At 28.6% G+C, this 25,328-nt stretch carries 28 protein-coding genes and 1 pseudogene; 15 read left to right on the top strand and 14 right to left on the bottom strand.

The window, feature by feature from the left end; all coding sequences use genetic code 11:
* Positions 1 to 163: 163 nt before the first annotated feature.
* Entirely contained in the window at positions 164 to 874 is a 711-nt protein-coding gene (locus ELQ04_RS07455) for a class I SAM-dependent methyltransferase (protein WP_044777990.1), read from the top strand.
* A gap of 6 nt (positions 875 to 880) precedes the next feature.
* Here the strand turns inward: ELQ04_RS07455 and ELQ04_RS07460 are convergent, their stop codons facing one another.
* The 5 genes from ELQ04_RS07460 to ELQ04_RS07480 are packed head-to-tail and all read right to left on the bottom strand — an operon-like array spanning position 881 to position 7,257.
* On the bottom strand, positions 881 to 4,138 hold the full coding sequence (locus ELQ04_RS07460; RefSeq protein WP_134224491.1) for a type ISP restriction/modification enzyme: 3,258 nt from the start codon (positions 4,136 to 4,138) through the stop codon (positions 881 to 883).
* Between the two features lies 1 nt (position 4,139).
* On the bottom strand, positions 4,140 to 5,138 hold the full coding sequence (gene pyrC, locus ELQ04_RS07465; RefSeq protein WP_002938789.1) for a dihydroorotase: 999 nt from the start codon (positions 5,136 to 5,138) through the stop codon (positions 4,140 to 4,142).
* 9 nt (positions 5,139 to 5,147) lie between these two features.
* Positions 5,148 to 5,375 (bottom strand): replication/maintenance protein RepL, encoded by a 228-nt coding sequence (locus ELQ04_RS07470; protein ID WP_002867802.1) that lies wholly within the window; start codon positions 5,373 to 5,375, stop codon positions 5,148 to 5,150.
* Positions 5,372 to 5,728, bottom strand: a complete 357-nt coding sequence (locus tag ELQ04_RS07475) for a diacylglycerol kinase (protein ID WP_044777987.1) — start codon at positions 5,726 to 5,728, stop codon at positions 5,372 to 5,374. Before ELQ04_RS07475 ends, ELQ04_RS07470 begins: the two co-directional genes overlap by 4 nt.
* Positions 5,725 to 7,257 carry a phosphoethanolamine--lipid A transferase gene (locus tag ELQ04_RS07480; protein WP_044777986.1) on the bottom strand — a complete coding sequence of 511 codons (1,533 nt, stop codon included), beginning with the start codon at positions 7,255 to 7,257 and terminating at the stop codon, positions 5,725 to 5,727. The genes ELQ04_RS07475 and ELQ04_RS07480 overlap by 4 nt, the downstream gene beginning before the upstream one ends.
* A gap of 117 nt (positions 7,258 to 7,374) precedes the next feature.
* Here ELQ04_RS07480 and ELQ04_RS07485 point away from each other — a divergent pair, with 117 nt between their 5' ends.
* Positions 7,375 to 8,133, top strand: a complete 759-nt coding sequence (locus ELQ04_RS07485; protein ID WP_044260805.1) for an exodeoxyribonuclease III — start codon at positions 7,375 to 7,377, stop codon at positions 8,131 to 8,133.
* An 18-nt stretch (positions 8,134 to 8,151) separates the two neighbouring features.
* Here the strand turns inward: ELQ04_RS07485 and ELQ04_RS07490 are convergent, their stop codons facing one another.
* From ELQ04_RS07490 to moaC, 3 genes are read right to left on the bottom strand one after another with little or no spacing between them, the layout of a single operon-like run.
* Complete coding sequence (locus ELQ04_RS07490; RefSeq protein ID WP_072238665.1) at positions 8,152 to 9,312, bottom strand: hypothetical protein; 1,161 nt, start codon at positions 9,310 to 9,312, stop codon at positions 8,152 to 8,154.
* Complete coding sequence (locus ELQ04_RS07495; protein WP_002869152.1) at positions 9,302 to 9,565, bottom strand: DUF493 family protein; 264 nt, start codon at positions 9,563 to 9,565, stop codon at positions 9,302 to 9,304. Before ELQ04_RS07495 ends, ELQ04_RS07490 begins: the two co-directional genes overlap by 11 nt.
* A complete protein-coding gene (gene moaC / locus ELQ04_RS07500) occupies positions 9,543 to 10,016 on the bottom strand; it encodes a cyclic pyranopterin monophosphate synthase MoaC (RefSeq protein WP_002857323.1) in 474 nt (157 codons plus the stop codon). Before moaC ends, ELQ04_RS07495 begins: the two co-directional genes overlap by 23 nt.
* Positions 10,017 to 10,108: 92 nt before the next feature.
* Between moaC and ELQ04_RS07505 the strand changes: the two genes are divergently transcribed.
* Complete coding sequence (locus ELQ04_RS07505) at positions 10,109 to 10,264, top strand: highly acidic protein (protein ID WP_002851965.1); 156 nt, start codon at positions 10,109 to 10,111, stop codon at positions 10,262 to 10,264.
* A gap of 2 nt (positions 10,265 to 10,266) precedes the next feature.
* Positions 10,267 to 11,577, top strand: coding sequence for an MFS transporter (locus tag ELQ04_RS07510; RefSeq protein ID WP_044777985.1), 1,311 nt, complete (start codon positions 10,267 to 10,269; stop codon positions 11,575 to 11,577).
* Here the strand turns inward: ELQ04_RS07510 and cheQ are convergent.
* Positions 11,546 to 12,025 (bottom strand): cheVAW transcriptional regulator CheQ, encoded by a 480-nt coding sequence (gene cheQ / locus ELQ04_RS07515; RefSeq protein WP_002854628.1) that lies wholly within the window; start codon positions 12,023 to 12,025, stop codon positions 11,546 to 11,548. The genes ELQ04_RS07510 and cheQ overlap by 32 nt on opposite strands.
* Before the next feature lie 27 nt (positions 12,026 to 12,052).
* Positions 12,053 to 12,904, bottom strand: coding sequence for a cheVAW transcriptional regulator CheP (cheP, locus tag ELQ04_RS07520; RefSeq protein WP_134224492.1), 852 nt, complete (start codon positions 12,902 to 12,904; stop codon positions 12,053 to 12,055).
* A gap of 194 nt (positions 12,905 to 13,098) precedes the next feature.
* Here cheP and ELQ04_RS08905 point away from each other — a divergent pair.
* Together ELQ04_RS08905 and ELQ04_RS08980 are read left to right on the top strand one after the other, a co-directional pair.
* Positions 13,099 to 14,184 (top strand): annotated as a pseudogene (locus tag ELQ04_RS08905) (FIST N-terminal domain-containing protein); the annotation flags it as partial.
* The gene (locus ELQ04_RS08980; protein WP_306721073.1) at positions 14,161 to 15,015 is read left to right on the top strand and encodes a methyl-accepting chemotaxis protein; all 855 of its coding nucleotides are present in this window, start codon (positions 14,161 to 14,163) and stop codon (positions 15,013 to 15,015) included. The pseudogene ELQ04_RS08905 and the gene ELQ04_RS08980, both read left to right, overlap by 24 nt.
* Before the next feature lie 10 nt (positions 15,016 to 15,025).
* On the opposite strand, the gene rplT is transcribed toward ELQ04_RS08980, so the two are convergent.
* Together rplT and rpmI are read right to left on the bottom strand one after the other, a co-directional pair.
* Positions 15,026 to 15,379 (bottom strand): 50S ribosomal protein L20, encoded by a 354-nt coding sequence (gene rplT, locus ELQ04_RS07530; protein WP_044305732.1) that lies wholly within the window; start codon positions 15,377 to 15,379, stop codon positions 15,026 to 15,028.
* Between the two features lie 93 nt (positions 15,380 to 15,472).
* On the bottom strand, positions 15,473 to 15,664 hold the full coding sequence (gene rpmI, locus ELQ04_RS07535) for a 50S ribosomal protein L35 (RefSeq protein WP_002777995.1): 192 nt from the start codon (positions 15,662 to 15,664) through the stop codon (positions 15,473 to 15,475).
* Between the two features lie 155 nt (positions 15,665 to 15,819).
* Here rpmI and ELQ04_RS07540 point away from each other — a divergent pair, with 155 nt between their 5' ends.
* The 4 genes from ELQ04_RS07540 to ELQ04_RS07555 all read left to right on the top strand — a co-directional run bounded on the left by ELQ04_RS07540 (position 15,820) and on the right by ELQ04_RS07555 (position 19,851).
* Positions 15,820 to 16,986 (top strand): hypothetical protein, encoded by a 1,167-nt coding sequence (locus ELQ04_RS07540; RefSeq protein ID WP_002938846.1) that lies wholly within the window; start codon positions 15,820 to 15,822, stop codon positions 16,984 to 16,986.
* A 150-nt stretch (positions 16,987 to 17,136) separates the two neighbouring features.
* Positions 17,137 to 17,511, top strand: coding sequence for a hemerythrin domain-containing protein (locus tag ELQ04_RS07545; protein ID WP_002937245.1), 375 nt, complete (start codon positions 17,137 to 17,139; stop codon positions 17,509 to 17,511).
* Positions 17,512 to 17,688: 177 nt separating this feature from the next.
* Entirely contained in the window at positions 17,689 to 18,870 is a 1,182-nt protein-coding gene (locus tag ELQ04_RS07550) for a NifS family cysteine desulfurase (RefSeq protein WP_002937244.1), read from the top strand.
* 9 nt (positions 18,871 to 18,879) lie between these two features.
* Positions 18,880 to 19,851 (top strand): iron-sulfur cluster assembly scaffold protein NifU, encoded by a 972-nt coding sequence (locus ELQ04_RS07555; protein ID WP_002840050.1) that lies wholly within the window; start codon positions 18,880 to 18,882, stop codon positions 19,849 to 19,851.
* Positions 19,852 to 19,874: 23 nt separating this feature from the next.
* Here ELQ04_RS07555 and ELQ04_RS07560 read toward each other — a convergent pair whose 3' ends face one another.
* Together ELQ04_RS07560 and ELQ04_RS07565 are read right to left on the bottom strand one after the other, a co-directional pair.
* Positions 19,875 to 21,758, bottom strand: a complete 1,884-nt coding sequence (locus ELQ04_RS07560; protein ID WP_002937243.1) for a mechanosensitive ion channel family protein — start codon at positions 21,756 to 21,758, stop codon at positions 19,875 to 19,877.
* A complete protein-coding gene (locus tag ELQ04_RS07565; protein ID WP_002937242.1) occupies positions 21,755 to 22,390 on the bottom strand; it encodes a carbonic anhydrase in 636 nt (211 codons plus the stop codon). The genes ELQ04_RS07560 and ELQ04_RS07565 overlap by 4 nt, the downstream gene beginning before the upstream one ends.
* A 159-nt stretch (positions 22,391 to 22,549) precedes the next feature.
* Between ELQ04_RS07565 and ELQ04_RS07570 the strand changes: the two genes are divergently transcribed.
* The 5 genes from ELQ04_RS07570 (at position 22,550) to ELQ04_RS07590 (ending at position 25,315) form a co-directional block, all read left to right on the top strand.
* Positions 22,550 to 23,245, top strand: coding sequence for a Bax inhibitor-1/YccA family protein (locus ELQ04_RS07570; RefSeq protein ID WP_002851668.1), 696 nt, complete (start codon positions 22,550 to 22,552; stop codon positions 23,243 to 23,245).
* A gap of 103 nt (positions 23,246 to 23,348) precedes the next feature.
* Positions 23,349 to 23,720, top strand: coding sequence for a preprotein translocase subunit SecG (gene secG, locus ELQ04_RS07575; protein WP_002851915.1), 372 nt, complete (start codon positions 23,349 to 23,351; stop codon positions 23,718 to 23,720).
* A gap of 9 nt (positions 23,721 to 23,729) precedes the next feature.
* A complete protein-coding gene (frr, locus tag ELQ04_RS07580; RefSeq protein WP_002860618.1) occupies positions 23,730 to 24,293 on the top strand; it encodes a ribosome recycling factor in 564 nt (187 codons plus the stop codon).
* 2 nt (positions 24,294 to 24,295) lie between these two features.
* Positions 24,296 to 24,904 carry an orotate phosphoribosyltransferase gene (gene pyrE, locus ELQ04_RS07585; protein WP_002866374.1) on the top strand — a complete coding sequence of 203 codons (609 nt, stop codon included), beginning with the start codon at positions 24,296 to 24,298 and terminating at the stop codon, positions 24,902 to 24,904.
* A complete protein-coding gene (locus ELQ04_RS07590; protein ID WP_002851998.1) occupies positions 24,905 to 25,315 on the top strand; it encodes an RDD family protein in 411 nt (136 codons plus the stop codon). It abuts the gene before it with no gap.
* Positions 25,316 to 25,328: the final 13 nt, after the last annotated feature.

Genomic DNA, 25,328 nt, shown 5'->3' on the forward strand with positions numbered 1-25,328 from the left:
ATTGCTAATGAATCAGCTATTATTTCTAATACAGTAAGTGATATAGCTAATAATATCTTAGAAGATGTTAAGAAGAAAAGATTTTAAAATATTCAAGCCCAAAGAAAGGGCTTGAATATTAAAAATTATGCTATGATTTTGTATATTTTATAAAGGAAAATATATGAATTTATGGGATAAAAAGGCTAAAACTTACGCAAGATATCAAAACACTTTAAACACTATACAAAAACAAACTTTTGAATATTTACAAAATTTAAAGATTTCCTTTCAAGATAAAAGTATTATAGATATAGGATGTGGAACTGGGGTTTGGACTTTACATTTAGCCAAAGAAGCTAAAGAAATTTTAGCTCTAGATAGTGCAAATGTTATGCTTGAAATTTTACAAGAAGATGCAAAAACTCATGCTATATCAAATGTAAAAACTTTAAATTTAGATTTTGAAAACTTTTATAAAAATAATAACGCAAAATTTGACTTAGCCTTTTTGAGTATGTCTCCTGCTTTACAAAATGAAAAAGACTATAAAGCTTTTTTAAGCTTGGCTTCTAAAAAGGTGTATTTAGGCTGGGCAAGTAGGCGTAAAAGTAGCTTTTTAGATCCTATATTTGAGCATTTTAACACTCATTTTAAAGGTTTTTATGAAAGTGATTTGCAAGGTTTTTTAAATACACAAAATATCCCTTATGAGTGTGAAATTTTTAACGAAACTAGAGTGGTAAAAAGAGACAAACAAAGTGCGATAGAAAATGCTTTGTGGCATTTAAGTATGAATGGTATTAATACAAACAAACAAGAGTTAGAAAGCTTTGTAAAAGATGAAGTAGAAGAGATTATAGAGGCTAAGATAAAACTTTTAATCATTAGCTAGTATATACTAGCTAAGATTGATTTTTGAAATTTCATCTTGTATTTTTAAAGTCTCATTTAAAGTTTGTATGATTAAGGTAAAATGATTATGATCTATGTCTTCTTCTTTGTGGCTTTTTAAGTATTTATCTAGCACAGCATAGCCGCCTATTTTAAACTCATAAATTTCAAGACTTACTTTACTAAAATACAAGCTTTCATTTATGAAAAGTTCTTTTGTGCCTTTGTTGTATTTGATTTTTTGTATTTTGAAATTTTTATTTTTAATGTCTTTAAACAAAGCTTCGCCTACATTAAAATCTAACTCATCATTTTTTAATAAATGTAAATTTACAAGTTTTAAGCCTAGTTTGCTTAAATTTTTAAAAGTATTTTTATCTTTTGTAAAAGGAATTTTTGGAAAATCAATTTTTAAAAAATCAAGATATTTTTCTCTATAAATTTTATGAAAAAGCACAGCATAGATATAGCCTAGTATGTTTTCAGGTAAGAATTTTTCTTTGTAAAGCTCATCTATGAAAGTTCTAAAGCTTTCTTTGAAATTTTCTATTTTTGAGGTGAAATTTTCTTCATTAAAATTCGGATTTTCTTTTTTTAGGAATTTTTTACTTCTAGTTGTAGGGTAAAGATAAAGTGGAAAAATATAAGCACTTGCATTTCCTGTTTCCAAGATATGCAAATCAGTTATATGTTGTGTTATAAAACTATGATTGAATGTTTGTAATGACACAGTTCTATTGCAAATTAATCCTATATTTTCATTTTCTAAAAAATGCTCAAAAATATCATAAACAGGACGAGCCATAAACCCGCAATTTTTACCAGTATAACAAGTATATTTAAAATCAAAAGGGCGATAATTAACTTTGTATATAGAATTTTCAAATATTATGTTTTTAATGTCTCTTATAGCCCATTCAAGTTTCCAGCCACCGCTATCTTCACCAATATCATAAATTTTATATAACTCATCTTTAGTTTTTGTATTAAAGTCTTTAAGTAGTTGCATTAGATTTTCTTTTTTATTATGAAAAACTATATTATCTCTTTTTGAGCAAATTCCTACACCTGATACCATAAACATATCTTTTACACTTATGCCTTTGTTGTATTCTTCTAATAAATCATTATTTTGTGGTAAAAAAAGATAAAAAGGCTCGTTGTTTTTCACCAAAGTCCATTTTATAGAATTTAAGTCATTTTCATATAAAAATTCGTATTTATCTTTTCTTTTGCCGTATAAATCATGATAATAAATGTTTGTATTTTTAGCTTTTGAATTTTGTTTTATAAAGATATTTATACTCACACCTTGCATGATATCAAAGACATTATCATCTTTGCTTCCATCAGGAGCTTTTTCTTTTTTTCTAGTATCTCCGTGTAAATTAAGTATATAAATTTTATCAAAGCTTTGCATTAAAGAATATCTCATACCTCTAAAGGTAGGATTATCTAAAAAGCTATTATTTGAAATAAAAGCAAAAATTCCACTTTCTTGAGAGTCTATTTTGCTTTGGGCAAAGCGTATAAATTTTACATAATCATCTAAAAGCCATTTTGGATTTTTTTCATTTTCTAGTTTGTGTTTTTCATATATTGCTTTAAAAGTGTTTGTATTTTGCTTAGTTTTTTCTTGAAAATATAAATTTATATATTTTTTTTGTTCTTTGCTAAGATTTGCTTTGCTTGGTTCTAAACCATAGCTTATTTTGATCTCATCTTCGTATAAGCCTTTGTTGCTACTTGCTCCACTATAAGGCGGATTGCCTGTGATGATTAGAATTTGTTCTTCTTTTATTTTTTGTGCTTTTTTGAATTCTTTTGTTAGATCAATAAGAGTAAAAAGCGTGTTTTGATCATTTTGTTCTTTGGATATGCTTTTAAAATATAAAGTATTTGTTAGTGCTATTTTAAGACTTTCATCATCGTTTAATGGAGAGTTAAATTCTTCTTTAAAACTTTGAGAAATTTTTAAATATGCTATGGTGTAAGGGGCTATTAAAAATTCAAAACCACAAAATTTATCTATCAAAGCTTTTGGATTATAATTTACGCTATTTTTATTTATAGGTTCTAAGGCTTTTCTAAAAGCTTCAAGTAAAAAAGTCCCAGTGCCAGTGGCAAAATCAAGCAAGGTTATATCTTTGTTTAAAGCTTCGCTTAAGCCTTTTTTGTGATTGAAATCTTGTTTTAAAATTTCATCTATGGCATTTATGATGAAATTTACCACAGGCGCAGGAGTATAATACACTCCCCTTACTTCTCTAAGCTTTGGATCATAACTTGCTAAAAATGTTTCATAAAAGTGCAAATAAGGATCTTTGTGAGTAGATAAAATATCGCGATCAAATAGATCTTTTTCACTAGTTTTGTTTAGTTCTTTTATAATACTTGTAATGTCTATGTGATTTATAATGTTTATAATTTCTTCCAAAAGCCATTTTATATTTTCTAAATTTTCAAAACTATCATCTAAAAATCCACTCATAGAACGAATCAATGGAAATGATTTTGGTATGAATTTTTTGGCATTATTTAGATCTATTTCTTTTGTAGTGTTGTTATTTAATTTTGCTAAAAATAAACTATAAGTTAGAGTTTGTGCAAAAGAATCACAAAATTCTTCATAATGTAATTCTTTATAAAGTGTTTCTTTGAAGGTGTTAAATAAACTTATTAAAGTTTCATTTTTGCTTGATAATAAAAGTTCATCTTTTAAAATTCTTGTTCTTAAGCTTAAGTGATGTGCAAATTCCAAAGCTGAATTTATAGAATTTGGAATTTTAGAAAAAAATATGCTAAAAAGTTCGTTTAACTCTTGTGTTTTAGTATCTAGTAAAGATTGATTTTTAATAACGCTTTTTATCTCATCAAGAGAGCAGATTTTTACTTCTTTGCAAACTATCACTTCATTTTTCTCATTTAAGCTTAATAATATAAATCTTAAATAATCAGTAAGAATGATATTTGGACTTAATTTTGTGTATTTTAAAATTTGATCGCTTTTTATTATGTTGTCAAGATTTGCATTTACTCTTTTATTTTCAATATAACCTAAAGTTAAAAAATCTTTTGTAATCAAAAAATCCGGAGCGCCTCTACCTTCTTTGTCGTTATTTGGTTCTTGTTTTATGTGTATTTTGTTTTGTTTATCTTGATTTTCTTTTATGGCTTGTAATAAATTTTGCAAAGCTGTTCTATGGGTATGTTCTTTATCGTTTGTAGAAATATCTTTTATATTTTCTAAATAAGTTTTTAGCATTTCATGCCTTTTTAACTTGAAAATTTAAAGTTTTTCCTGCCATAAAAGGCACTACATCGACGTATTTTTGCGGAATTTGCCATTCTTGTTTTTCTAAGATGACGATTTTATCTTTTTCAAATTTAAGAGCGTGAATTTTACAAGCATTATCTGAAATAAATTTTTGTAAATTTGCTTCATTTGAATGTTTTTCAAAAAGTTCAACTAATACAGGTAAAATCACCGGTGCGCTAAAAACCCCAGCCGCACAACCACAACATTCTTTAGTGTGCAATGGATGGGGAGCACTATCGCTTCCAAACATAGCCTTTTCATAGCCACTAAAAGCAAGCTCACATAAAGCGTCTTTATCTTCATAGCGTTTTGCAATAGGCTTGCAAAATAAATGTGGATCCATCTTACCACCCACTACATCATCAAGCGTTATCATCAAATGATGCAAAGTGATAGTTGCGTATAAATTTTCATAATCTTTTAATAAATCACACAAAACCTTAGTGGTAATATGCTCCATTACAATTTTTAATTTTGGAAAGTTTTTAGCTAATTTTTCATATATTTTGGCAAAATTTGCTTCTCTATCCATGACAAAATCATTGGTTTCTCCATGCACAAGTAAGGGTATGTTTAATTCGCTCATAGTATTTAATGTAGGTTTTAACTTTTCTATATCAAAACTTGAAATTCCATTATCTGAGTTGGTAGTGATGCCTGCAGGATAAAGCTTGATAGCAAAAAGCTCGTCTTTAGCTTTTTCTAAAAATTGCTCATCATAGTCTTTGAAAAATAAAGTCATCAAAGGCGTAAAATCTTCATTTTTACATGCTTTTAAAATGCGTTCTTTATAAGCTTTTAATACATCTATTTCAGTAAGTGGGGTGATTAAATTTGGCATGATAACCCCTGCCTTAAAGTCTTTTGCACTAAAAGGAGCTACAAGCTCAAGCATACTTTCATCGCGTAAATGTAAGTGCATATCAAGTGGATTTTTAATTTTCATAATCATCTCCTATATTTTTAGCTGATAAAATCCATTTTTAAGACGCTTAAAAAGCTTTTTTTCTTCTAAAAATTTAAAAGTAGCGATGATAGTGGGCTTGCTTTGGTTTAATTTTTCTTCAAGCTCACTGATTTTAATCATAATAAAACCATTTTCATCAGCATTTTCGCATAAAAATTTTAACAATTCAAAACGCTTTTTTCCCAAAATTTCTTGTATTAAATTTTCAAATTTCATAAGTAAATACTATATAAAATAAAACTCCAAACAAAAAGAGCTAAAAGCACACTAAAAAACACTGCCGCACTCGCACAATCTTTAGCAATTTTTGCCTTTTCATGCCATTCATTTGTAATCAAATCAACACAAGCTTCAATAGCCGAATTTAAAGCCTCGATAATTAAAATAAGCATTAAAACACTTACCAACAATAAATGCTCCAAAAAACTAACTTTTAAGAAAAAACTACAAATTATCGCTGGGATAATAATACAAAGTTCAATTCTAAATGCCGTTTCATTTTTAAATAAAGCAAAAATCCCTTCTAAAGCATATCTTGAGTTATTTAAAAAATGATATTTAGGCTTCATGGATTTGCCTTAAGTTTAGGATTTAATAAATCATATTCTGGCTCATAAACACTTGTTTTTACATCAAAATATCCTAAAAGAGTACTAAAAAGATTATCTTGAGAAAGTTTTAAACCTTTATGCTCTTTAGCTAAATTCATTAATTTTTCATCATTACTCCAAAAAATAGCAGGGATATGGGTTTGATAACTTGGCGCTATAGCATAAGGCATACCATGAAGATAAATACCATTTTCACCCAAACTTTCGCCATGATCTGAAAGATAAAACAAAGAACTTTCATAGCTTTTTTGCTCTTTCAATAGTTTTATAATCTCACTTAAAAGATAATCTGTATAAAGTAAAGTATTGTCATAAGTGTTGATTAAAGCCTCGCTATCACATTTTGAAAGCTCATTAGTATCACAAGTTGGAGTGAATTTTTTAAATTCGCTTGGATAGCGTTTATAATAAGTTGGCCCATGAGAACCTTGCAAATGAAGAACTATTATATTTTGATCACTTAAATGATTTAATTTTTCTTTAAAAGGAGCGAGTAAATTTTCATCCAAATCACTAGAAAGTTTTTGACTTTGTCCAAGTCTATCACAAACTCCTTTGCAGCCACCTGAGTTGTTATCTATCCAAATGGTATTAACTCCACTTTTATGGAGTACATCCATCGCATTTTCTTGAAATTCTGAACTTGAATAATTTTCACGCTTAGAAATAGAAAACATACAAGGTAAACTTACCGCTGTTGCTGTTCCACATGATGAAAAATTATCAAAAAAAACTACATTATCTTTTTTGGTATAAAAATTGGTATCATTTTTAGCATATCCACCCAAAGAGTAATTTGCCGCTCTAGCAGTTTCACCCACTACCAAAACTAAAAGTTTTTTAGTGTGATTGTTTTCTCTATAAGCATCATTAGCTATAGTTTTAAATTCTGGCTTGACGCTATACTCTTTTTCTAAAAAACGAAATAAAGAATAAATTGGATAAAAAGGCGCATTATGAAATCTGATTTCATTATGAGATCTATAAAAAGGTATAAAGGTTTTAGTCAGTGGTATAAAAATTGCTAAAGCCACAGACAAACTTATTAGAATACTAAAAAATTTAATTTTAAGATGTATTTTAAAAGAGTTATAAATAATTTTTGTCTTTACAATTAAAATTATAACCACAAGCATAAGACAAAGAGTTAAAATAAGTTTTAAATTTAACAAATCTCTAACTTCTTTCATATCAGTGGCAAAAACATTACGAATCATATCAGCATCAATTATAGTCCCATAAAAATAACTAAAATAAAGACTGATAAAAGAAATGCTAATAAATATAATCGATAAAATTTTACTTAAAAATCTAACATATATTAAAGAAAAAATTGCTAAAAGTGTAAAGAAATAAATCCCAAAAAAAGCTAAATTTAGCCAAAAATCAGATAAAATATTACAAACATAACCAAAGAGTTTAAAATTTAAAATTGTAATTAAAATAGTATTTAAAACAATAAATTTAAACCATGTAATTTTTAACATTAAAAACCTTAATAAAAATAATAAAAATTAATTTTAAAAAAAACTTATTAATAACTTGTAAAGAATTAAATTTTTATGTTATGATTTACACTTTTAATGAAAATTTTAAGGAAAATAATGAAACTACTTTCATGGAATGTCAATGGCTTAAGAGCTATTTGTGATAAAAATGCACTTGATTGGATAGCACAAGAAAAAATTGATTTTATAGGTTTTCAAGAAATCAAAGCACATGAAGATAAATTTCCTAAAAAAATTTATGAATATCCTTTTAAACACATGTATTTTAATTCTGCTAAAAGAGCGGGATATTCTGGGGTAATGAGTCTTTGTAATTTTGATAGCGAAGTAAAAAAATGTGAATTTTTTGATGATGAAGAAGGCAGAGTTTTAGAACATCGCTTTAAAAATATCGCACTTTTTAATATCTATTTTCCAAATGGTCAAAAAGATGAAGAGCGTTTAAATTTTAAGATGAAATTTTATGCAGATTTTTTAGTATATTTGGATAAGCTTTTAAAGGAGGGATTTGAAATTATCATTTGCGGTGATGTCAATACCGCTCATAAAGAAATCGATCTTACCCACCCAAAAGCCAATGCTAACACTTCAGGTTTTTTACCTATAGAAAGAGCTTGGATTGATGATTTGCTAAAACTTGGTTTTATAGATACTTTTAGAGAAATTAATGGTGAAATCAAAGAAAAATACTCGTGGTGGAGCTATAGAATGAAAGCAAGAGAAAGAAATGTAGGCTGGAGGATTGATTATTTTTTCATTTCAAAGGGTTTAAAAGATAAACTTAAAAACGCTTTCATAAGAGATGATATTTTTGGCTCTGATCACGCACCTGTAGGTATAGAAATAGATATTTAATATCCCAAAAATGGGATATTATTTTTTAACGAATTTTTTTGCTTTTTCCCAAAGTCTTACACCGAGCTTTTTAGCTTTTTTGGAATTTAAATCTTTGTATTTTTCACTAGCAATTTTTTCTAATTCAAAAATTTCTTGTTTAAAACGATTTAATTTTCTTTGAGTAAGTTTGTTAAAATCATTAATCTTTGGATTTTTCTTAATATCATTTAAAACTAATATTAGTTGCTCTCTACTTTCACCTGCAAGACGTCTAAATTTAGCAAAAAGATTATCAAGCTCATGTTCTAGCAAATTCTCAACTATACTCTTACAAGGATCATTTTGCAATTGAATCTCTTTTTTTAAAAGAGCAATAAAATCATCTTCTATACCTATTAGTTCTTTGCTTTTTAAACTAACATCTTCTTCAAAATTTGCATAAGTTAATGAAGCTTTAAATTTTTCCATTGCCAAAACAATACCATCTCTTGTGCCTTTAATCACACCTAAGCAAAGATCTTTTGCATAAGCCATAGATTCATTGGCTATTTCAAAAGCAGTATTTAAAATAATACTTGAAATTTTTAAAATTCTTTCTTTTTCAAAATGAGCTTCACAAATGGCATTATATACGAGATTTTTAGCTATTTCACTACTTGTAAGTTCTATATCTTCAGCCTTTTCTAATGTAGTTAAAAAAGCACTTTCAGCGGTTTCTTTTAAGATTCCAAGCATTTCTATATCAAATAAAATAGCATCATTTAAACCACCACTAAATTCATCGCAAAAAGAACATTCTTGTAAAATATTCTCGAATTCAAAAAAATTATCGCTGATTTGATTTTTAATCAAATTCTTTTGATTTTCAATCTGTTTGTTTAATAATTCAGCTTCGCTAATATACTCATAAAGCGAATTTTGAGCATCTACAATACTCGCCTTAACCAAAGCTTTGATAACCTTTGTAACATTTTCATCATCAAAAAAATCAAGTTTTTTCAAAATAGTTAAAAATTCAACCAAAAGAGAATTTAAAACTTTTTTTGTTTCATGAGGATTATGCGAAATTTGCTTATATGCAAGATTAAAACTCAAGTCTTCAAGTAAATCACTTGCTTCATCTTTACTGAGATTTGATAAAGAATTTTCAAAAATAATTAAAGTATTTTTCATTTTTCCTTCTTTCTTAAAGTACAAATTTTGCTTTAGCTTTTAATTTATCAAATATATCCAAACGATCTTTTTTGCTATCAACATAAACATTTAATAAATAACTTTGATATTTTCCACTCGCACTTGAATTCGAATGTTCAAATTTATATTCTCTTTGGCCTAAAATTTCTTGAAAAATTTCACTTGCCCTAACATGCACCTCAAAAATCACCTTATAATCCCAAAAAGTAGGATAATTGATCTGGGGTTCTTTTTTAAGATCGCACAAATTTACCACTTTTGCCTCCTTCTTTGCTTTCAAGCACTATATCCGTAATCCTCATTGATTTATCTATAGCCTTAATCATATCATATATAGTTAAAAGTCCTATACTAACCCCACTTAAAGCTTCCATTTCAACCCCTGTTTTACCTTCACACTTAACTGTTACAATAAGCTTAAATGCACATTCTTTAACAAATTCCATAATATCAGTTTCGACTTTAGAAAGCATTAAAGGATGGCACATAGGAATAATTTCACTTGTTTTTTTAGCCCCCATTATAGCCGCAATAATAGCTGTTTGAAGAACAGGACCTTTTTTTGCGGTATTGTTTTTAATTACATCAAAAGCTTCTTGACTCATATATATCATACCACTAGCTGTGGCTATTCTTGAAGTAATATTTTTATCGCTTACATCTACCATTTTAGGATGATTTTTTTCATCTAAATGACTTAATTTCATAAATTCACCTTTTAAAAAATTATAAAAATTATAGCAAAACCAAACAAATTTAAGATAAAATAAGCTTTGTATTTTTATTTAAGGAGAAAACAATGGCTTATGAAGATGAAGAAGATTTAAATTACGATGATTATGAAAACGAAGATGAAGAATATCCACAAAATCATCATAAAAATTATAATTACGATGATGATGATTATGAATACGATGATGATAACAATGATGATGATTTTTATGAGATGGATTAAGAATGAGCAAAACCCTTAATCAAAAAGATATAAAAGTTTTAGGACTTTCATCATTAGGTGGAACTTTAGAATTTTATGATTTTATTATTTTTGTATTTTTTGCAAATTATATTTCAACAAACTTTTTTCCAAAAGATTTAAGTAGTTTTTGGCAAATGTTTAATACTTATGGAATATTTGCGGCTGGATATTTAGCGCGTCCCTTGGGAGGTGTGATACTGGCGCATTTTGGAGATAAATTTGGACGCAAAAGAATGTTTATGATTAGTATTTTGTTAATGGTTATTCCAACTTTTACTCTAGCTTTTATTCCAAATTACGAAAGCATAGGTTTTCTTTGTATTGTGCTTTTAGTTTTTATACGCATTTGTCAAGGCATTGCTATAGGTGGAGAACTTCCTGGAGCTTGGGTTTTTGTATACGAACACGCACCACAAGGTCAAAAAAGAACTTATTTGGGAATTTTAACCGCTTCGGTTGTAGGTGGAATTTTATTAGGTAGTTTAGTTTTTTTAATTATGAATAAAATTTATACCCAAGAAGAACTTCATGAATGGGCTTGGAGAATTCCATTCTTTTTAGGTGGAATTTTCGGGATTATTTCTGCTTATTTGAGAAAATTTTTAAGAGAAACTCCTGTTTTTGAACAAATGAAAAAAGACAAGGCTTTAGAAAAATTTCCTTTAAAAGAAGTGTTTAAAAAAGCTAAAATGGGAATTGTTCTTTCTATGATGATTACTTGGGTTTTGACAGGTTGCATTGTTGTAATGATTTTGCTTATGCCTAGCTATATGGCAAAAATACTTCAAATTAACACTTCTATACAAGCCTATCTTCAAATAGGTGGAATTTTACTTATTTGCCTAGGGTGTATTATAAGTGGAATTTTAGCGGATAAAATAGGCATTATCAAATCTTGTGTATTTTTTAGTGTTTTTTTTGGAATTGTAAGCTTGCTTTATTTTAATACTCTATATAGACAAAATGCTGATTTTAACCTAGTAGCTTGCTTATATTTACTTGTATGTTTTTTTAGCGGAGTGATGAATTTTTGCCCTTTAATAATGAGTGAAGTATTTGATGCAAAAATTAAATTTTCAGGACTTTCTTTTTCATATAATATTGCTTATGCTATAGCTGGAGGTTTAACTCCGCAACTTGCTTTTTTCTTGCATAGTTTTGCCTTAGATAATTTAAGTAATTTTTGGCGTTTTTCTTTGGGGATTTATGTTTTCTTTTTGGCTATTATAGCTTTGCTATGTGCATTTATTTTTTCTTATCTTAATAATACCCAACGCACATACTCTCAGTGATTTTAATACGCTTTTCAAAAGGAGCTGGGCTAAAAAAATGGCATTTTTCTATATAAATATGCTGATGATAATTTAGCCCTAAAAAATCATAAAATTTTTTTAGATTAACAAATTTAATCCCACAAATCTCCTTAAGCTCTAAAAGTTTGTAAATAGAAGAATTATTTTTTTCCACTAAATGAGAGGGGGCTAATCCAGTAAAAGAACAAAAAGCACTTGCCAATACAAAACCATTTAAACCACTACATTGCCTTAAAGCTTGCTGATGTTTTTCTAAAATGCAATTTCTATGCAAAAATATAATTCTTGTTCCTTGATATCTACCTATTTCTACATTTTTCCAAAATTTATAAGCATTTTTTGAAATTCCAGCAAAACGATGAAATTCGGCGTTTAAAATATAGTGATCTAAAAATTCATTAGGAGGTAAGATTAAACTTTTCATCACTATAATTTAGAGCCTTAAAAAGGCTCTTTAATCTTCTTTGTTTAAATTTTCCTTAGCTTTGCTAGGAAGCTTAGATAAAAGATTGTTTAAATCAAAATTAATTCCTTGAGTTTTTGCCTCTTCAAGTAAAGCAACTGCAGCTTTTGCGTTAAATGGAGAAGAGCCATCATGCGGAGCAAAAAGATGATCTGTTATTGCTAAAGCATAAGCGGATTTTTTCACTTCTTCACGAGCAGCATGAGGAGTGCGAACAAAACATATACTTTCAATCAAAACATCATCAAAATTCCAACGATGTAACAAAAATCCCAAGAAAGAAATATGATCTACGCCTAAAAATTCATTCTCCGCTAAAGCAAGATTTTCATTTTTATTTAAAAAAGCTAAAAAATCCTTATCCTTATGATTTTGTATAAGAAAATTTGAAAAAATAACAATACCAAGCCTTAAAAGCATTGCACAAGGAACTAAAAGATGAGAAAGTTTTTTATCTTCATCATTAAGCCAATTTGTAATAAAAGTTGCCTCTTCATTGCACGTTTTTAAAAAATTTTGAGTATTTAAACCATAAGGTGAAACATCTATTTTAAAATTATCTCTAATGGAATCAGCTGTAACTATATTGATGATATTACCAACGCCTAATAAAGTAATCACTTGATTTATGGTTGTAATTTCTCTTGTAAAACCATAATAAGGAGAATTTGCTAATTGCAAAAGCTTAGCCGTCATCAACGGATCGCTTGAAATGATTTCAGTAACTTTCATGGTTTCTATATTTGAATTAGCCTCGCTGACATATTTTCTTAACTTACTTACAGTATCAGGTAAAGGTGGCAATACTTCAACGCTTTTTAATAAAAGCTCATTCATATCCATTATTCATCCTTTAGGGTAACAAATTTTTGATACTTAGATTATAACTTATTTTTGTATATATTTTTCTAAGTTTTTTATAAAAATTTAAATAAAAAAAAATATAATTCTCCATATTCTGTAAGTTTATTTTTATAAGGAGTATTTTAATGCTTTTTTATAGCAAAAAATCTAACAATATTCAAACTTATCCATCTATGTTAAGCCTTTATATTACACAAAGCGAAATTCAAGAGAAATTAAAAAATCTTGAAATAAAACCTAAATTAGTACTTGGTTATATTATGCCCGATATGGATTTTAACTCTACTAGTCTTTTGATTAAAGAAACTTTAAATAATGATTGTTATGTAGTTTTAGCTAGTTCTTGTGGGCTTTTATGCAGCAAAAATACCAGTCAATTCTACGGAAATGGTATACAAGGAGAAGGCATAGTCTTGCAAATTTTTTCTGAGGATATGATTGAAAATGTGCATGTTGCAAGCATTAATTTAGGAATGAAAATTCAAAATACTAATGAACAAATCGCTTTTATTAAAAAAGAAATTCAAAATATTTCTATACCTTTTAGAATAGATTACAAAAATACCATAGCTTATACACTTATTGATGGATTAAGTGCAAGTGAAAGTTTTTTTATGGAAGCACTTTATAATGCAGAACAACTACCTTGTCTTTATATAGGTGGTAGTGCAGGAGGCAAGCTTGATTTTAAAAATACTTATATTTTCAATAATGATAAAGTCATTCAAGGTAGTGCGGTAGTAACCTATATAAAGTTAAAACCAAACTACCATTTTGGCATATTTAAATCTCAAAATTTTGAAGAAACAAATTACAAATTTACAGTGCTTTCAGCCGATGTTAAAAATAGAACAGTAAGTTTATTTTTAGATAAAAGCGGTAAAAATTCTATCAAGGCTATAGATGCTTTATGTAATTTTTTCCATTGTAAGGAAAATGAACTTGAAGTTAAAATGCAAGATTATACTTTTGGAATTAAAATTAATGGCGAATTTTATGTGCGTTCAGTATCTAAACTTGATTTTGAAAGTAAAAATATTTCTTTTTATTGCGATATTGAAAATGCTGAAGAGCTTATTTTATTAAAAAAAATCGATTTTCTTAAAGCAACTACGAAAGATTATGAAAAATTTGCCCTTCATAAACCTAAACCGATAGGAGCTATATTTAATGACTGTATACTAAGAAGGCTTAATAATAGTGATAAAATTAATGAACTAAATTTATTTAATGATATGAATGTTGTTGGTTTTTCAACCTTTGGAGAGCTTTTGGGAGTGAATATTAATCAAACTCTAAGTGCTATTTTCTTTTACAAAACAGATGAAAACTTTAAAGATGAATATATAGAAAGTTTTATACAAAGATACAGTTGTTTCAAAGCATATTTCTTGCAAAGAAAAATTAAACGTTTAGAACTTATAAATAATATTAGCAATTTAATGATAGAACAGCTTAAAATTAGCATTCCTGTCATTTCAAATGTTTCTCATACTCTTAGAAATATTTCACAAGATTTTAAGATTGTGCAAGATAGTCTTAATCATATGGATAATAATTTTAACACCTTTACAGCATCCCTTTCTCAAAGTCTTCAAGAAGGAAGTGATCGTATGAACCTTGAAAAAGATATATCTCAACTTTTGGAAAATATTACCAACTTAAGTAAAATTTTTGAAATTATTTCAGACATTGCCGATCAAACTAATCTTTTAGCTCTCAATGCAGCTATAGAAGCAGCTAGAGCAGGTGAATACGGAAGGGGGTTTGCGGTTGTAGCAGATGAAGTTAGAAAACTTGCTGAAAGAACTCAATTAAGCCTAAAAGAAACTGAAGTTTCAGTAAAAGCGGTAACTCAAACCATAGGGGTTATAGAAAAAAACACTCAAAATACTAGCAAAGATATGCTTGAAATTTCTAATCACTCGAATGAAATTTCTAAACTTATTTCAAATCTTGTAGCAAGCGGAAGTACAATTTCAAAAGATTTGAGCGATAAAGGACAAATAGGAGAAATGTTAGATGAAGAGCTTCAAAAGATCAAACATTACGAAGATATATTATCTATATTAAAAAATAAGAGAGTTTAAGTTAAAACTCTCATAAAGCATTTTTTGCAATTCTTGTTATTTTTGCAAAAGCAGCGGCATCATTCATAGCTAAATCTGCTAAAATTTTTCTATCAAGTTCAATACCTGCTTTTTTAAGACCATTGATAAATCTTGAATAACTTAAATCATTAAGTCTGCAAGCAGCATTGATACGCACAATCCAAAGACGACGGAAGTCTCTTTTTTTACGGCGTCTATCGCGATAAGCATAAACTAGACTTCTTTCTAATTGTTCTTTTGCTTTTCTAAAATGCTTGCGGCGTCCACTATAAAAACCACGCGCTAATTTTAAAATTTTTTTGTGTCTGCGGCGTCTAACAACACCTGTTTTTACTCTTGCCATTTTTATTTCCTTTCATAAAGTGGCGTCCAAATTTGGAGCTTGCCCTTGAAATTTTATCTCAGAGGGGAGTTTGAATGACTTTTAGTCAAAAACTTAAATTCCTAGCATTTTTTCAACAGCTTTTACATTTGTGCTATGCACATATTTAGCTGTGCGAAGATCACGCATTCTTTTTGCAGGTTTTTTAGTCAAAATATGACTTCTAAAAGCTGAGCCTCTTTTGATTTTATTTTTACCTACTTTGAAGCGTTTAACTGCGCTTTTAACGCTTTTCATCTTTGGCATACGCTTTCCTTATTTAGATAAATTTTTATTTTTCAAATTAAAAGAAAAGCTAAATACTATCAAATTTTTTCTAATTTTTGACTGAATTTAATTTTTAAAAAACTTGGCACACCTTTTGCTTATAAAAAATCAGCAATATTTTGGAAAGATTTAAAATGACTATAAATTCGGCAAATCCATATCAAAATTTAACCTTATCTAATCCTTTGCAGAATAGCTCTGCTCTAAATTTGATTAAAGATAGCAAAGCTTTGGATCAAGAAGGAAATGAAAATAGCTTAGAACAATTAAGTTATATTTTTAATAATACCACTTATGCTAGTGAATTTGGATTTAGAATCAATGAAGAAGGTTTTTTTGATAAAGATTTAAATAAAATTGCAAATATACCAGAATCTTATGATATCAACATTAAAAGTGTTAGAAGCATAGCAAAAGAACTCGCAAAACAAGATGAAAATTTAAACTATAATAAAATTGATCTACCTTATCTTTTAAATAGCTATCATAGTTCATTAAAATCTATAAATTCAGAATTTTTACAAGATGATAATGCTTATTTAAGTCGCGATCTTATTTCAAAACTATCATCAGGTTTTTCAACAGATAATGGAGAATTTTTAGGCCAAATTTCAAGAATTTACAACAATCAAGAAGAAATTGATTTGTCATTAAGCAATATCACAAATTTAAATACTTTAATGCTAGATAATAAAATAACTAATTTTCATTTTGATAAAGCCATAGAAAATACTTCTTCTAATGAAATTTTAAAACCTTATTTAACTAAAAATGCAGAAGTATCAAAATCTGGTCTTTTAATGAATTTTATCTACCATGATATAAAAACTCAAAACGAAAAAGAATTTAACTTTTTTATGAAACCTGCCACTTTAGAACTAAGCTCTCATCAAAATTTACAAAAAATTCTCAAGGGCGAAACAGATATAGAAGATTACATCAAAAAAGAAAATGAAAAAAAGATGAGTTTTGATCTTTATCTTTATGTTAATGGCGTAGATAAAAAAACAAGCACTCAAGACAAACTATCTGTATTTTTTCAACAATATATTAACTACCAAAAAGATATGGATTTAAGAGAATTTGCAAATTCAAGTTCAATATTTCAAATTTATATCGATCAAAATCGTAATGATTTTGATGCTCTTAAAAAACAATATCAAAACCAAAGTCAAGATACGCAAAGATTAGAAGAAGCAAATCAACTACGTTCTAGCTCTATAGAAAATTTTTTAGATCGTCGTCAAAAACAAGCAAATATAAATAAAATTTTAAACTCTTATATGTCTGTGATGGTTTAAAATAATTTTTTAAAAAATATATAAATTATAAATACTTTAATAATAATTTTTATATAATTAATTAATAAAATTTTAAGTATTATAGCATTATAATCCGCTCTCGAAAAATATAAATATAAAAGTACTCAAAACCATGACTTAATTATTTCGATGAATAATGATCTTTTAGATCATCAACATAAAGAACTTTTTGAAATTTCTAAAAAACTCTCTTTAATGAACCAACGTCATGTTGGAACAAAAGAGTTAAAAATTGTCTTAAGAGAGTTGTTGATAATGATCAATAGACATTTTTCAGATGAAGAAGCCTTTATGAGAGAAATAGAATATCCTTATATCAACCATCATACAAGAATTCATAGAAAAATTATCTTAGAAATTGAAGAAATTATCATCAGTGAAGCTAAATTTGTAAATATAATGACCGAAAAATTAAATCTCGTTGTTCAAGATTTTATCTTTAAACATACAACCAAAGAAGATTCAAAAATAGTAAAGTATTACGAAGAAAAATTTAAGAAATAGTATTTCTCATTTTTGCTATATAAAATTCACAAAATATTTCACTTTAAAATTTTACTTTAGCATTTTATTTTTGTTATAATTTTTAACCTAATTTTTATAAATTTTTGTTATTATCCGTTTTCAAATAAAGATAAAAAATATCCTAATTAAAATTAAGGATAAATTAAGGATTTTAAAGTGAAAGTATATTTAGATAACAACGCAACGACAATGCTTGATCCTAATGCTTATGAGTTGATGCTACCTTTTTTAAAGGATATGTATGGAAATCCAAATAGCCTTCATCAATATGGTAGCGCAACACATCCTGCCTTAAGAGAAGCTTTGGATAAACTTTATGCAGGACTTGGAGCAAATGACCTAGATGACATAGTTGTAACCTCCTGTGCGACAGAAAGCATTAACTGGGTGCTTAAGGGTGTGTATTTTGATCATATTTTAGATAAAGAACGCAATGAAGTGATTATTTCTAGCGTAGAACACCCTGCTGTTACTGCTGCTGCTTATTTTTTAAAAAATCTTGGAGTAAAAGTTATAGAACTTCCTGTAAATGAAGAAGGGGTTTCTACTGTAGAAGATTTGCGTAAAGTGATTAGCGATAAAACAGCACTTGTAAGTGTTATGTGGGCAAATAATGAAACAGGTATGATTTTTGATATTAAAGCGATGGCAGAACTTGCGCATGAATTTGGTGCTCTTTTTCATACAGATGCTACTCAAGCAGTAGGTAAAATAAAGGTTAATTTAACTCAAGTAGGAGTTGATTTTGCTTCATTTTCAGCACATAAATTTCATGGACCAAAGGGCGTGGGTGGACTTTTTATAAAAAAAGGACTTAAACTTACTCCACTTTTACACGGTGGAGAACACATGGGTGGTCGTAGAAGTGGGACTTTAAATGTACCTTACATAGTGGCTATGGGCGAGGCTTTGCGTATTGCAAATACTATGCTTGATTTTGAAGATTCTCATATACGCCGTTTAAGAGATAAACTAGAAGATCAAATTTTAGCCTTGCCTGATACAACAGTGGTTGGAAAAAGGGAACACCGTGTGCCTAATACAATCTTAGCAAGTATTAAAGGTGTTGAAGGCGAAGCAATGCTTTGGGATTTAAATAAAAATGGTATAGCTGCAAGTACGGGCTCAGCCTGTGCAAGTGAAGCTTTAGAAAGCAATCCTATTATGGAAGCTATCGGTGCGGAGCATGATTTAGCGCATACAGCTTTAAGGCTTTCTTTGTCACGTTTTAACACTGAAGAAGAAATTGATTATGCAGCAAAACAAATTAAAAATGCAACACAGAGATTAAGAGCAATTTCTTGTACTTATGCTTATAATCCAAATAATTACAAATAAGGATGAAAAATGGGAAAAAATAGTTTAATTGGTGGATCCATTTGGGATGAGTATTCACAAAAAGTTCAAGATAGAATGAATAATCCTCAACATATGGGAGAATTTAGTGAAGAAGACGCTAAAGCACGCAATGCAAAATTGATCGTAGCTGATTTTGGTGCAGAAAGTTGTGGCGATGCAGTAAGACTTTTTTGGCTTGTAGATGAAAAAACTGATAAAATTATCGATGCAAAATTTAAAAGTTTTGGTTGTGGTACAGCTATAGCAAGTAGTGATACTATGGTGGATCTTTGTATAGGAAAAACTGTAGATGAAGCAGTAAAAATCACAAATTTAGATGTGGAATTTGCTATGCGTGATAATCCAGAAACTCCAGCTGTTCCACCTCAAAAAATGCACTGTTCGGTTATGGCTTATGATGTAATCAAACAAGCAGCAGCGCATTATAAAGGTATAAGTCCTGAAGATTTTGAAGATCAAATTATAGTTTGCGAGTGTGCTAGGGTAAGTCTTGGAACTATTAAAGAAGTGATTAAACTTAATGATTTGCATAGCGTAGAAGAAATCACACAATATACTAAAGCGGGTGCTTTTTGTAAATCCTGTATCAAACCAGGCGGACATGAAAAAAGAGATTATTACCTTGTAGATATTTTAGCTGAAACTAGAGCTGAAATAGATAGAGAAAAACTCAAAAATACAATGAAAAGTGATGTGGCTTTTGATGAAATGACCGTAGTGGGACAATTAAAAGCAGTTGAAAGTGTTTTAGATGCTGAAATTCGCCCTATGCTTCATAATGATGGTGGAGATTTGGAAGTGATTGATATACAAAAGGCTGAAGGTGCAGCAATTGATGTTTATATTCGTTATCTTGGTGCTTGTAGTGGTTGTTCTAGTGGAAGTGGTGCAACACTTTATGCTATTGAAACAATTTTACAAGAAGAATTAAGTCCAAATATACGCGTTATGCCAGTTTAAAAAAATAGCAAGATAAAATCTTGCTATTTTATAGCTTTTGCTTGCAAATCAAGGGGTGGTAAATTTTCTATATAAATACTACGACTTGGGAAAGCAAAGGTTAAACCATTTTTTTCAATTATACGCATAAACTCAAGCATTAAACTTTGTCTAGCTTCTCTAAAATCTTTTCCGCCTATTTCTTTGGTATAAAAATAAAGCTCTATATTAATACTACTATCTGCAAATTCACTTAAAGCCACATAACAAGCATTTTTATAGCCTTCTAAATCATTAATAGATACAAGATTTTGACGATATTTTGTTGTATGATCGCCATATTTTAATGCACTATCCTCATCGTGAGCTACTAAATCACTTGTATGCAAAAATTCTCTTAGATCTTTTACGCATTGTTCTAGTTTTTCAGGAGTAGCATCATAACCAACACCCAAATACATTCTAACATGGCGACCCATGCGTCTTTTACTCCAATTTTTGATATTAGCTCCCATAATAGTTGAATTTGGTAAAAATACAAGACAATTATCAAAAGTTCTAATGGTAGTTTTTCTAAGTCCTGTTTCAACCACGGTTCCTTCTATGCCTGAAACCTCTACCCAATCTCCTTGATTAAAGCTATTATCAAAAAGTAAGAGTATAGAAGCAAAGAAATTTGCAATGATATCTTTCGCCGCTAAAGCAACAGCTAAACCACCAATTCCCAAAGATGCAATAATAGCCGAAATATTAAAACCAAGTTGAGCAAGAATATATAATAAAGCTATGATAATAATGACAAAATATAAAATTTTAATAATTAAATTTACAACTTCTTTTTTTCCACTTTTTTGAGCAAGTTTAGAAACCAATACCACGCCATAACCATCAAGCATTCTTAAAATAAGCCATGCAATTAAAACTGCATAAACTATATGAAAAAAATTACTTAAATTTACACTCAAAGGTGCAGGATAAGTTGCTATAGTAAGACAAAGAGAAATAGCATAGACAATCAACAAGAAACCTACGGGTTTTTTAATATTCTCAATAAAAATGACTTTAATATCATCTACATCATTTTTATTTCTATAAAAAAGCTGAACAAGGAAAAAATATACTATATTTGCAAAAAAACGTCTTAAAGATATAAAAAATACTAAAACCAAAGCAGAAATTACTATTTTTCCGATATTAACAAAACTTACCCCAATTGTCTCATTTATACGATCTATCCAAACTTGAAGCTCGAGTAATGAAAAAATATAATTACTTTCAAGCAAATCTGCATTTGAGCGTAAATACTTAAGAATTTCAGAATAAGAATCTACAGCATTACTGATATATCTTTCTTTTAGGGTAATTTTTTCCAATTCTTCTGGATTTGTAATTTTGCTTTTAAAACTATCTAAATTAACATTAGAAGAATTTTGTAAATTTTCCATTGCCTTATCAACAGTAGCAATCAAATCTTCACTGCTTGCTGTATTTTTAAAAAGTTTTTCCACTTCAAACAAAGAAGAATAAAAACTTTCCACAATATTAAAATAAACTAGATTAAGAGTGGCATCTGTATAAATATAAGGCTTATTAATATTCTTTTTTTGAACATCTAGTAATTTTTCTTTTGCTTTTAAAAATCTAGCCACTGCCTCTTCATTAATCTTTTGTCCTACTATCATATCGGGTATTTTTGCTAAAATAGTCTTTTTGTCTTTTTCAAATTCACTTAAAATACCATTAAAAGTGCTTGAATTTTCATCATTGTTTTTCTTAAATTCTTTAATTTGATTGTTAAGATCAACATATTTTTCAACTAAAGCATAAATTCCTTCATCCTCTTTACTAATATTTGCATCAATAAATTTAAATTCTTGTGCTCCAAGGTATAAAATAAAAAAACATAAACTAAAAATAATTTTTTTCATTGAACTTTCCTATCCTGTATTAAAGTAAAAATTTTTGCTTTAAAATCATACTCATAAATTTCACCTGTCTCTATAATATAATACCAAGCATGTACTTCTATTTTTCCTTCATCTAAAGCTTCTTGCACGCCTGGATAAGTAAGTATATTTTGCAAAGAATTTACTAAATTTAATTTTTCTGTAAGCCATGAACGCATAGCCAAATCGTCTCTTGCAAAAATCATCACATCTTTTTTTATCGGATCTAACATGGTAAGCCATTTTTTCACGTTAGGAATTTTATTTAACTCTTCATCAGAATAATAAAGAGCATTGCAACCTCCACAATTACTATGGCCACAAACGACGATATTTTTAATATGCAATGAATTTAAAGCATACTCTATTGCTGAAGTTGTCGCCAAGCAATCTTCTCCAACGCGATAAGGTGGAACTATATTTGCAATATTTCGTATTACAAAAAGCTCACCTGGACCCGTATTAGTGATCAAATTTGGAATTACTCTAGAATCAGAACAACCTATAAAAAGAGTATGGGGATTTTGCTTATTTTTTAGACTTTCAAAAAGTTCTTCATGCTCCTTAAAGTCTTCTTGCATAAACTTAATCGCACCGCTAATAAGATTTTCCATAAAACCAACCTGAAACTAAAATCTTGAAATTATAACAAAATTTCAGCAAAGATTTCATTTAAGCATAAGATATTATATAAATTAACTTTTTATTTAGTCTAATATGTTAGATTTCGCTCAAGATTTTAAAAAATCTAACAATTTTGCAAGGAGAATTTTATGAGTCTTTATGATAGAGACTACTCAAGATCAAAAGAATTTGAAAATACACGCTCAAGCGAATTAAGTATTTTTATTAAACAAACTTATCAACTTTTTGCTGCTTCATTATTAGCTGCAACAGTAGGTGCGTATGTAGGAATTTTTGCTTTAGCATCATTTTTTATACAATCACAAGTAACTTTTTGGATCCTTTTTGCTGTTGAAATCGGACTTTTATTTGCTTTGCAATGGAAAAAAAGAGAGGCTCCATTAAATCTTGTTTTACTTTTTGGTTTTACTTTCTGCTCAGGTTTAACGCTTACACCTTTACTTATTTCAGTTTTAGCTCTACCAGCTGGAGGAATTATCATCGCTCAAGCTTTTGCTTTAACAACAGTTGCTTTTGCAGGACTTAGTGTATTTGCTATGAATACAAAAAAAGATTTTACTGTTATGGGTAAAGCTTTATTTATAGTATTAATCGTTATTGTAGCAGCATCTTTACTAAACCTTTTCTTCCAAAGCAGTATAGTTAATCTAGCTATTTCAGCAGTAGCTGCAATATTATTTTCATTTTACATTCTTTATGATACGCAAAATATTATCCGCGGAAATTATGAAACTCCAATCGAAGGTGCAGTAGCACTTTATCTTGATTTTGTTAATCTTTTCGTATCTTTACTTAATATCTTAAGAAGCTTCAATAGCAGATAAGTTTTTGTGGGATTTTTCTCACAAAAACTTTTCAAGTTTCAAAACTTTTCAAGTTTTATTTAGCTAAAATAATCATTTAAAAATTAACTTTTAGGAAATTTCAATGATCACTCTTTTAATCATTTTACAATTTATCATCGTTGTAGTTATTTGTATAGCAGTTTTACTTCAAAAAAGTTCAAGTATAGGACTTGGAGCTTATAGTGGAAGCAATGAAAGTTTATTTGGTGCCAAAGGACCGGCTGGATTTTTGGCAAAATTTACCTTTGTCATGGGAATTTTACTTATTGCAAATACTATTGGTCTTGGTTATTTATACAATAAAGCTAGCAAGGACTCTCTAGCAGAGAAAATTAAAGTAGAAAACAACAACACTACTATTCCAAGTGCTCCTATTGTGCCTACTACCCCAAACACAAATTCTATCGCTCCAAGTGCACCACAACTTCCAAGCGATGTTAATTCAAGTAAATAATTAAAGGAAATGATAATGCTAAATGAAATTTTTAACAAACAAAAAACCCAAAGTGAAAAATCTTTAGAAGCCTTAAAAAAAGACTTTACCACTTTAAGAACTGGAAAAGTTAATACCCATATTTTAGATCATATTACAGTGGATTATTATGGAACTCAAACTCCTTTAAATCAAGTAGCAACTGTTTTAGCAAGTGATGCTTCAACTATTAGCATCACTCCTTGGGAAAAACCTTTACTAAAAACCATAGAAAGCGCTATTGCAGCTGCAAATATCGGTGTCAATCCAAACAATGACGGCGAAAGTGTAAAATTATTTTTCCCTCCGATGACTAGAGAGCAAAGAGAAGAAAACGTAAAGCAAGCTAAAGCTATGGGTGAAAAGGCAAAAGTTTCTATAAGAAATATACGCAAAGATGCCAACGATGCAGTTAAAAAACTAGAAAAAGATAAGGCAATAAGCGAAGATGAAGCAAAAAAAGCTTATGATGAAGTGCAAAAACTTACCGACACCTATACAACAAAAATTGATGAGAGTGTAAAAAGCAAAGAAAGTGAACTTTTAAAGGTTTAACGATGAATTTAGAACAAATTTATAAAGATTGTGGTGCTTATTTAGAAGGGCATTTTTTACTAAGTTCAGGTAAACATTCGCAATTTTATCTTCAAAGTGCAAAAGTTTTAGAGGATCCAAAATTAGCAGCAAAACTTTGTGATGAACTTGCAAAGATTATTGCAAGCTATAAGATAGAATTTGACAGCATTTGTTCTCCTGCTTTAGGTGGAATTTTAGCAGGTTATGAGCTTGCAAGAGCTTGTAGCAAACGTTTTATCTTCACTGAAAGAGTAAATAAAGAAATGACTTTAAGACGTGGTTTTGAAGTAAAAAAGGGTGAAAAATTTATAATTTGTGAAGATATCATTACTACAGGTGGTAGTGCTTTAGAGAGTGCAAAAATCATTGAAAGTTTAGGTGGCATTATTGTAGGTTTTGCAGCATTGGCAAATCGTGGTTTTTGTGCAGTAGAAAATTTAAAATCTCCAAGAAAAGATAATGCGAAATTACCTGAAAATTTACCACTCTTTACTCTAGGAAATTTTGAATTTGAAATTTATGATGAAACAAATTGCCCACTTTGTAAAAAAGGGAGTAAAGCTATAAAACCAGGAAGTCGTGGAAATTAAATGAAAACTAAAGCAAAAATTAGCTCTAGATGGCTAAGATTTAGAGCTTTGCTTATAGATATTTTTCTTATTTATGTTCCTATTTTGTATTTATTTTATTTTCTATTAGGCTCTAAAGAAGCTTTTTTAAACAACCATTTTATCACAACTTTATGTACTTTTTTATTTGGTTTGATTCAAGCTATTTTTTTAACAAAAAAGGCACAAAGCCCAGGTCTTAAAGCATATGATTTATATCTTATTGATATAAAAACGGGAAAGAAACTAAGTTTTCTTAGAATTTTACTAAGATATGTGATATTTATTATAAGTTTTGGCTTACTCTTTGGTTTATTTGTCAGTTTTGTAAGAAAAGATCGTTTAAATTTACACGATATTTTAACTCAAAGTTGTATAGCTACTAAAGCATAAAGAAAGGTTAAAA

Origin of the sequence: Campylobacter sp. CH278 (assembly GCF_004378845.1) — a bacterium.
GTDB lineage: Bacteria > Campylobacterota > Campylobacteria > Campylobacterales > Campylobacteraceae > Campylobacter_D > Campylobacter_D jejuni.

Coding starts and splice junctions, on each gene's coding strand:
- ELQ04_RS07455 (WP_044777990.1), top strand. CDS start 164: ATGAATTTATGGGATAAAAAGGCTAAAACTTACGCAAGATATCAAAAC.
- ELQ04_RS07460 (WP_134224491.1), bottom strand. CDS start 4,138: ATGCTAAAAACTTATTTAGAAAATATAAAAGATATTTCTACAAACGAT.
- pyrC (WP_002938789.1), bottom strand. CDS start 5,138: ATGAAAATTAAAAATCCACTTGATATGCACTTACATTTACGCGATGAA.
- ELQ04_RS07470 (WP_002867802.1), bottom strand. CDS start 5,375: ATGAAATTTGAAAATTTAATACAAGAAATTTTGGGAAAAAAGCGTTTT.
- ELQ04_RS07475 (WP_044777987.1), bottom strand. CDS start 5,728: ATGAAGCCTAAATATCATTTTTTAAATAACTCAAGATATGCTTTAGAA.
- ELQ04_RS07480 (WP_044777986.1), bottom strand. CDS start 7,257: ATGTTAAAAATTACATGGTTTAAATTTATTGTTTTAAATACTATTTTA.
- ELQ04_RS07485 (WP_044260805.1), top strand. CDS start 7,375: ATGAAACTACTTTCATGGAATGTCAATGGCTTAAGAGCTATTTGTGAT.
- moaC (WP_002857323.1), bottom strand. CDS start 10,016: ATGAAATTAAGTCATTTAGATGAAAAAAATCATCCTAAAATGGTAGAT.
- ELQ04_RS07505 (WP_002851965.1), top strand. CDS start 10,109: ATGGCTTATGAAGATGAAGAAGATTTAAATTACGATGATTATGAAAAC.
- ELQ04_RS07510 (WP_044777985.1), top strand. CDS start 10,267: ATGAGCAAAACCCTTAATCAAAAAGATATAAAAGTTTTAGGACTTTCA.
- cheP (WP_134224492.1), bottom strand. CDS start 12,904: ATGGATATGAATGAGCTTTTATTAAAAAGCGTTGAAGTATTGCCACCT.
- ELQ04_RS08980 (WP_306721073.1), top strand. CDS start 14,161: ATGAATGTTGTTGGTTTTTCAACCTTTGGAGAGCTTTTGGGAGTGAAT.
- rplT (WP_044305732.1), bottom strand. CDS start 15,379: ATGGCAAGAGTAAAAACAGGTGTTGTTAGACGCCGCAGACACAAAAAA.
- rpmI (WP_002777995.1), bottom strand. CDS start 15,664: ATGCCAAAGATGAAAAGCGTTAAAAGCGCAGTTAAACGCTTCAAAGTA.
- ELQ04_RS07540 (WP_002938846.1), top strand. CDS start 15,820: ATGACTATAAATTCGGCAAATCCATATCAAAATTTAACCTTATCTAAT.
- ELQ04_RS07545 (WP_002937245.1), top strand. CDS start 17,137: ATGAATAATGATCTTTTAGATCATCAACATAAAGAACTTTTTGAAATT.
- ELQ04_RS07555 (WP_002840050.1), top strand. CDS start 18,880: ATGGGAAAAAATAGTTTAATTGGTGGATCCATTTGGGATGAGTATTCA.
- ELQ04_RS07560 (WP_002937243.1), bottom strand. CDS start 21,758: ATGAAAAAAATTATTTTTAGTTTATGTTTTTTTATTTTATACCTTGGA.
- ELQ04_RS07565 (WP_002937242.1), bottom strand. CDS start 22,390: ATGGAAAATCTTATTAGCGGTGCGATTAAGTTTATGCAAGAAGACTTT.
- ELQ04_RS07570 (WP_002851668.1), top strand. CDS start 22,550: ATGAGTCTTTATGATAGAGACTACTCAAGATCAAAAGAATTTGAAAAT.
- secG (WP_002851915.1), top strand. CDS start 23,349: ATGATCACTCTTTTAATCATTTTACAATTTATCATCGTTGTAGTTATT.
- frr (WP_002860618.1), top strand. CDS start 23,730: ATGATAATGCTAAATGAAATTTTTAACAAACAAAAAACCCAAAGTGAA.
- pyrE (WP_002866374.1), top strand. CDS start 24,296: ATGAATTTAGAACAAATTTATAAAGATTGTGGTGCTTATTTAGAAGGG.
- ELQ04_RS07590 (WP_002851998.1), top strand. CDS start 24,905: ATGAAAACTAAAGCAAAAATTAGCTCTAGATGGCTAAGATTTAGAGCT.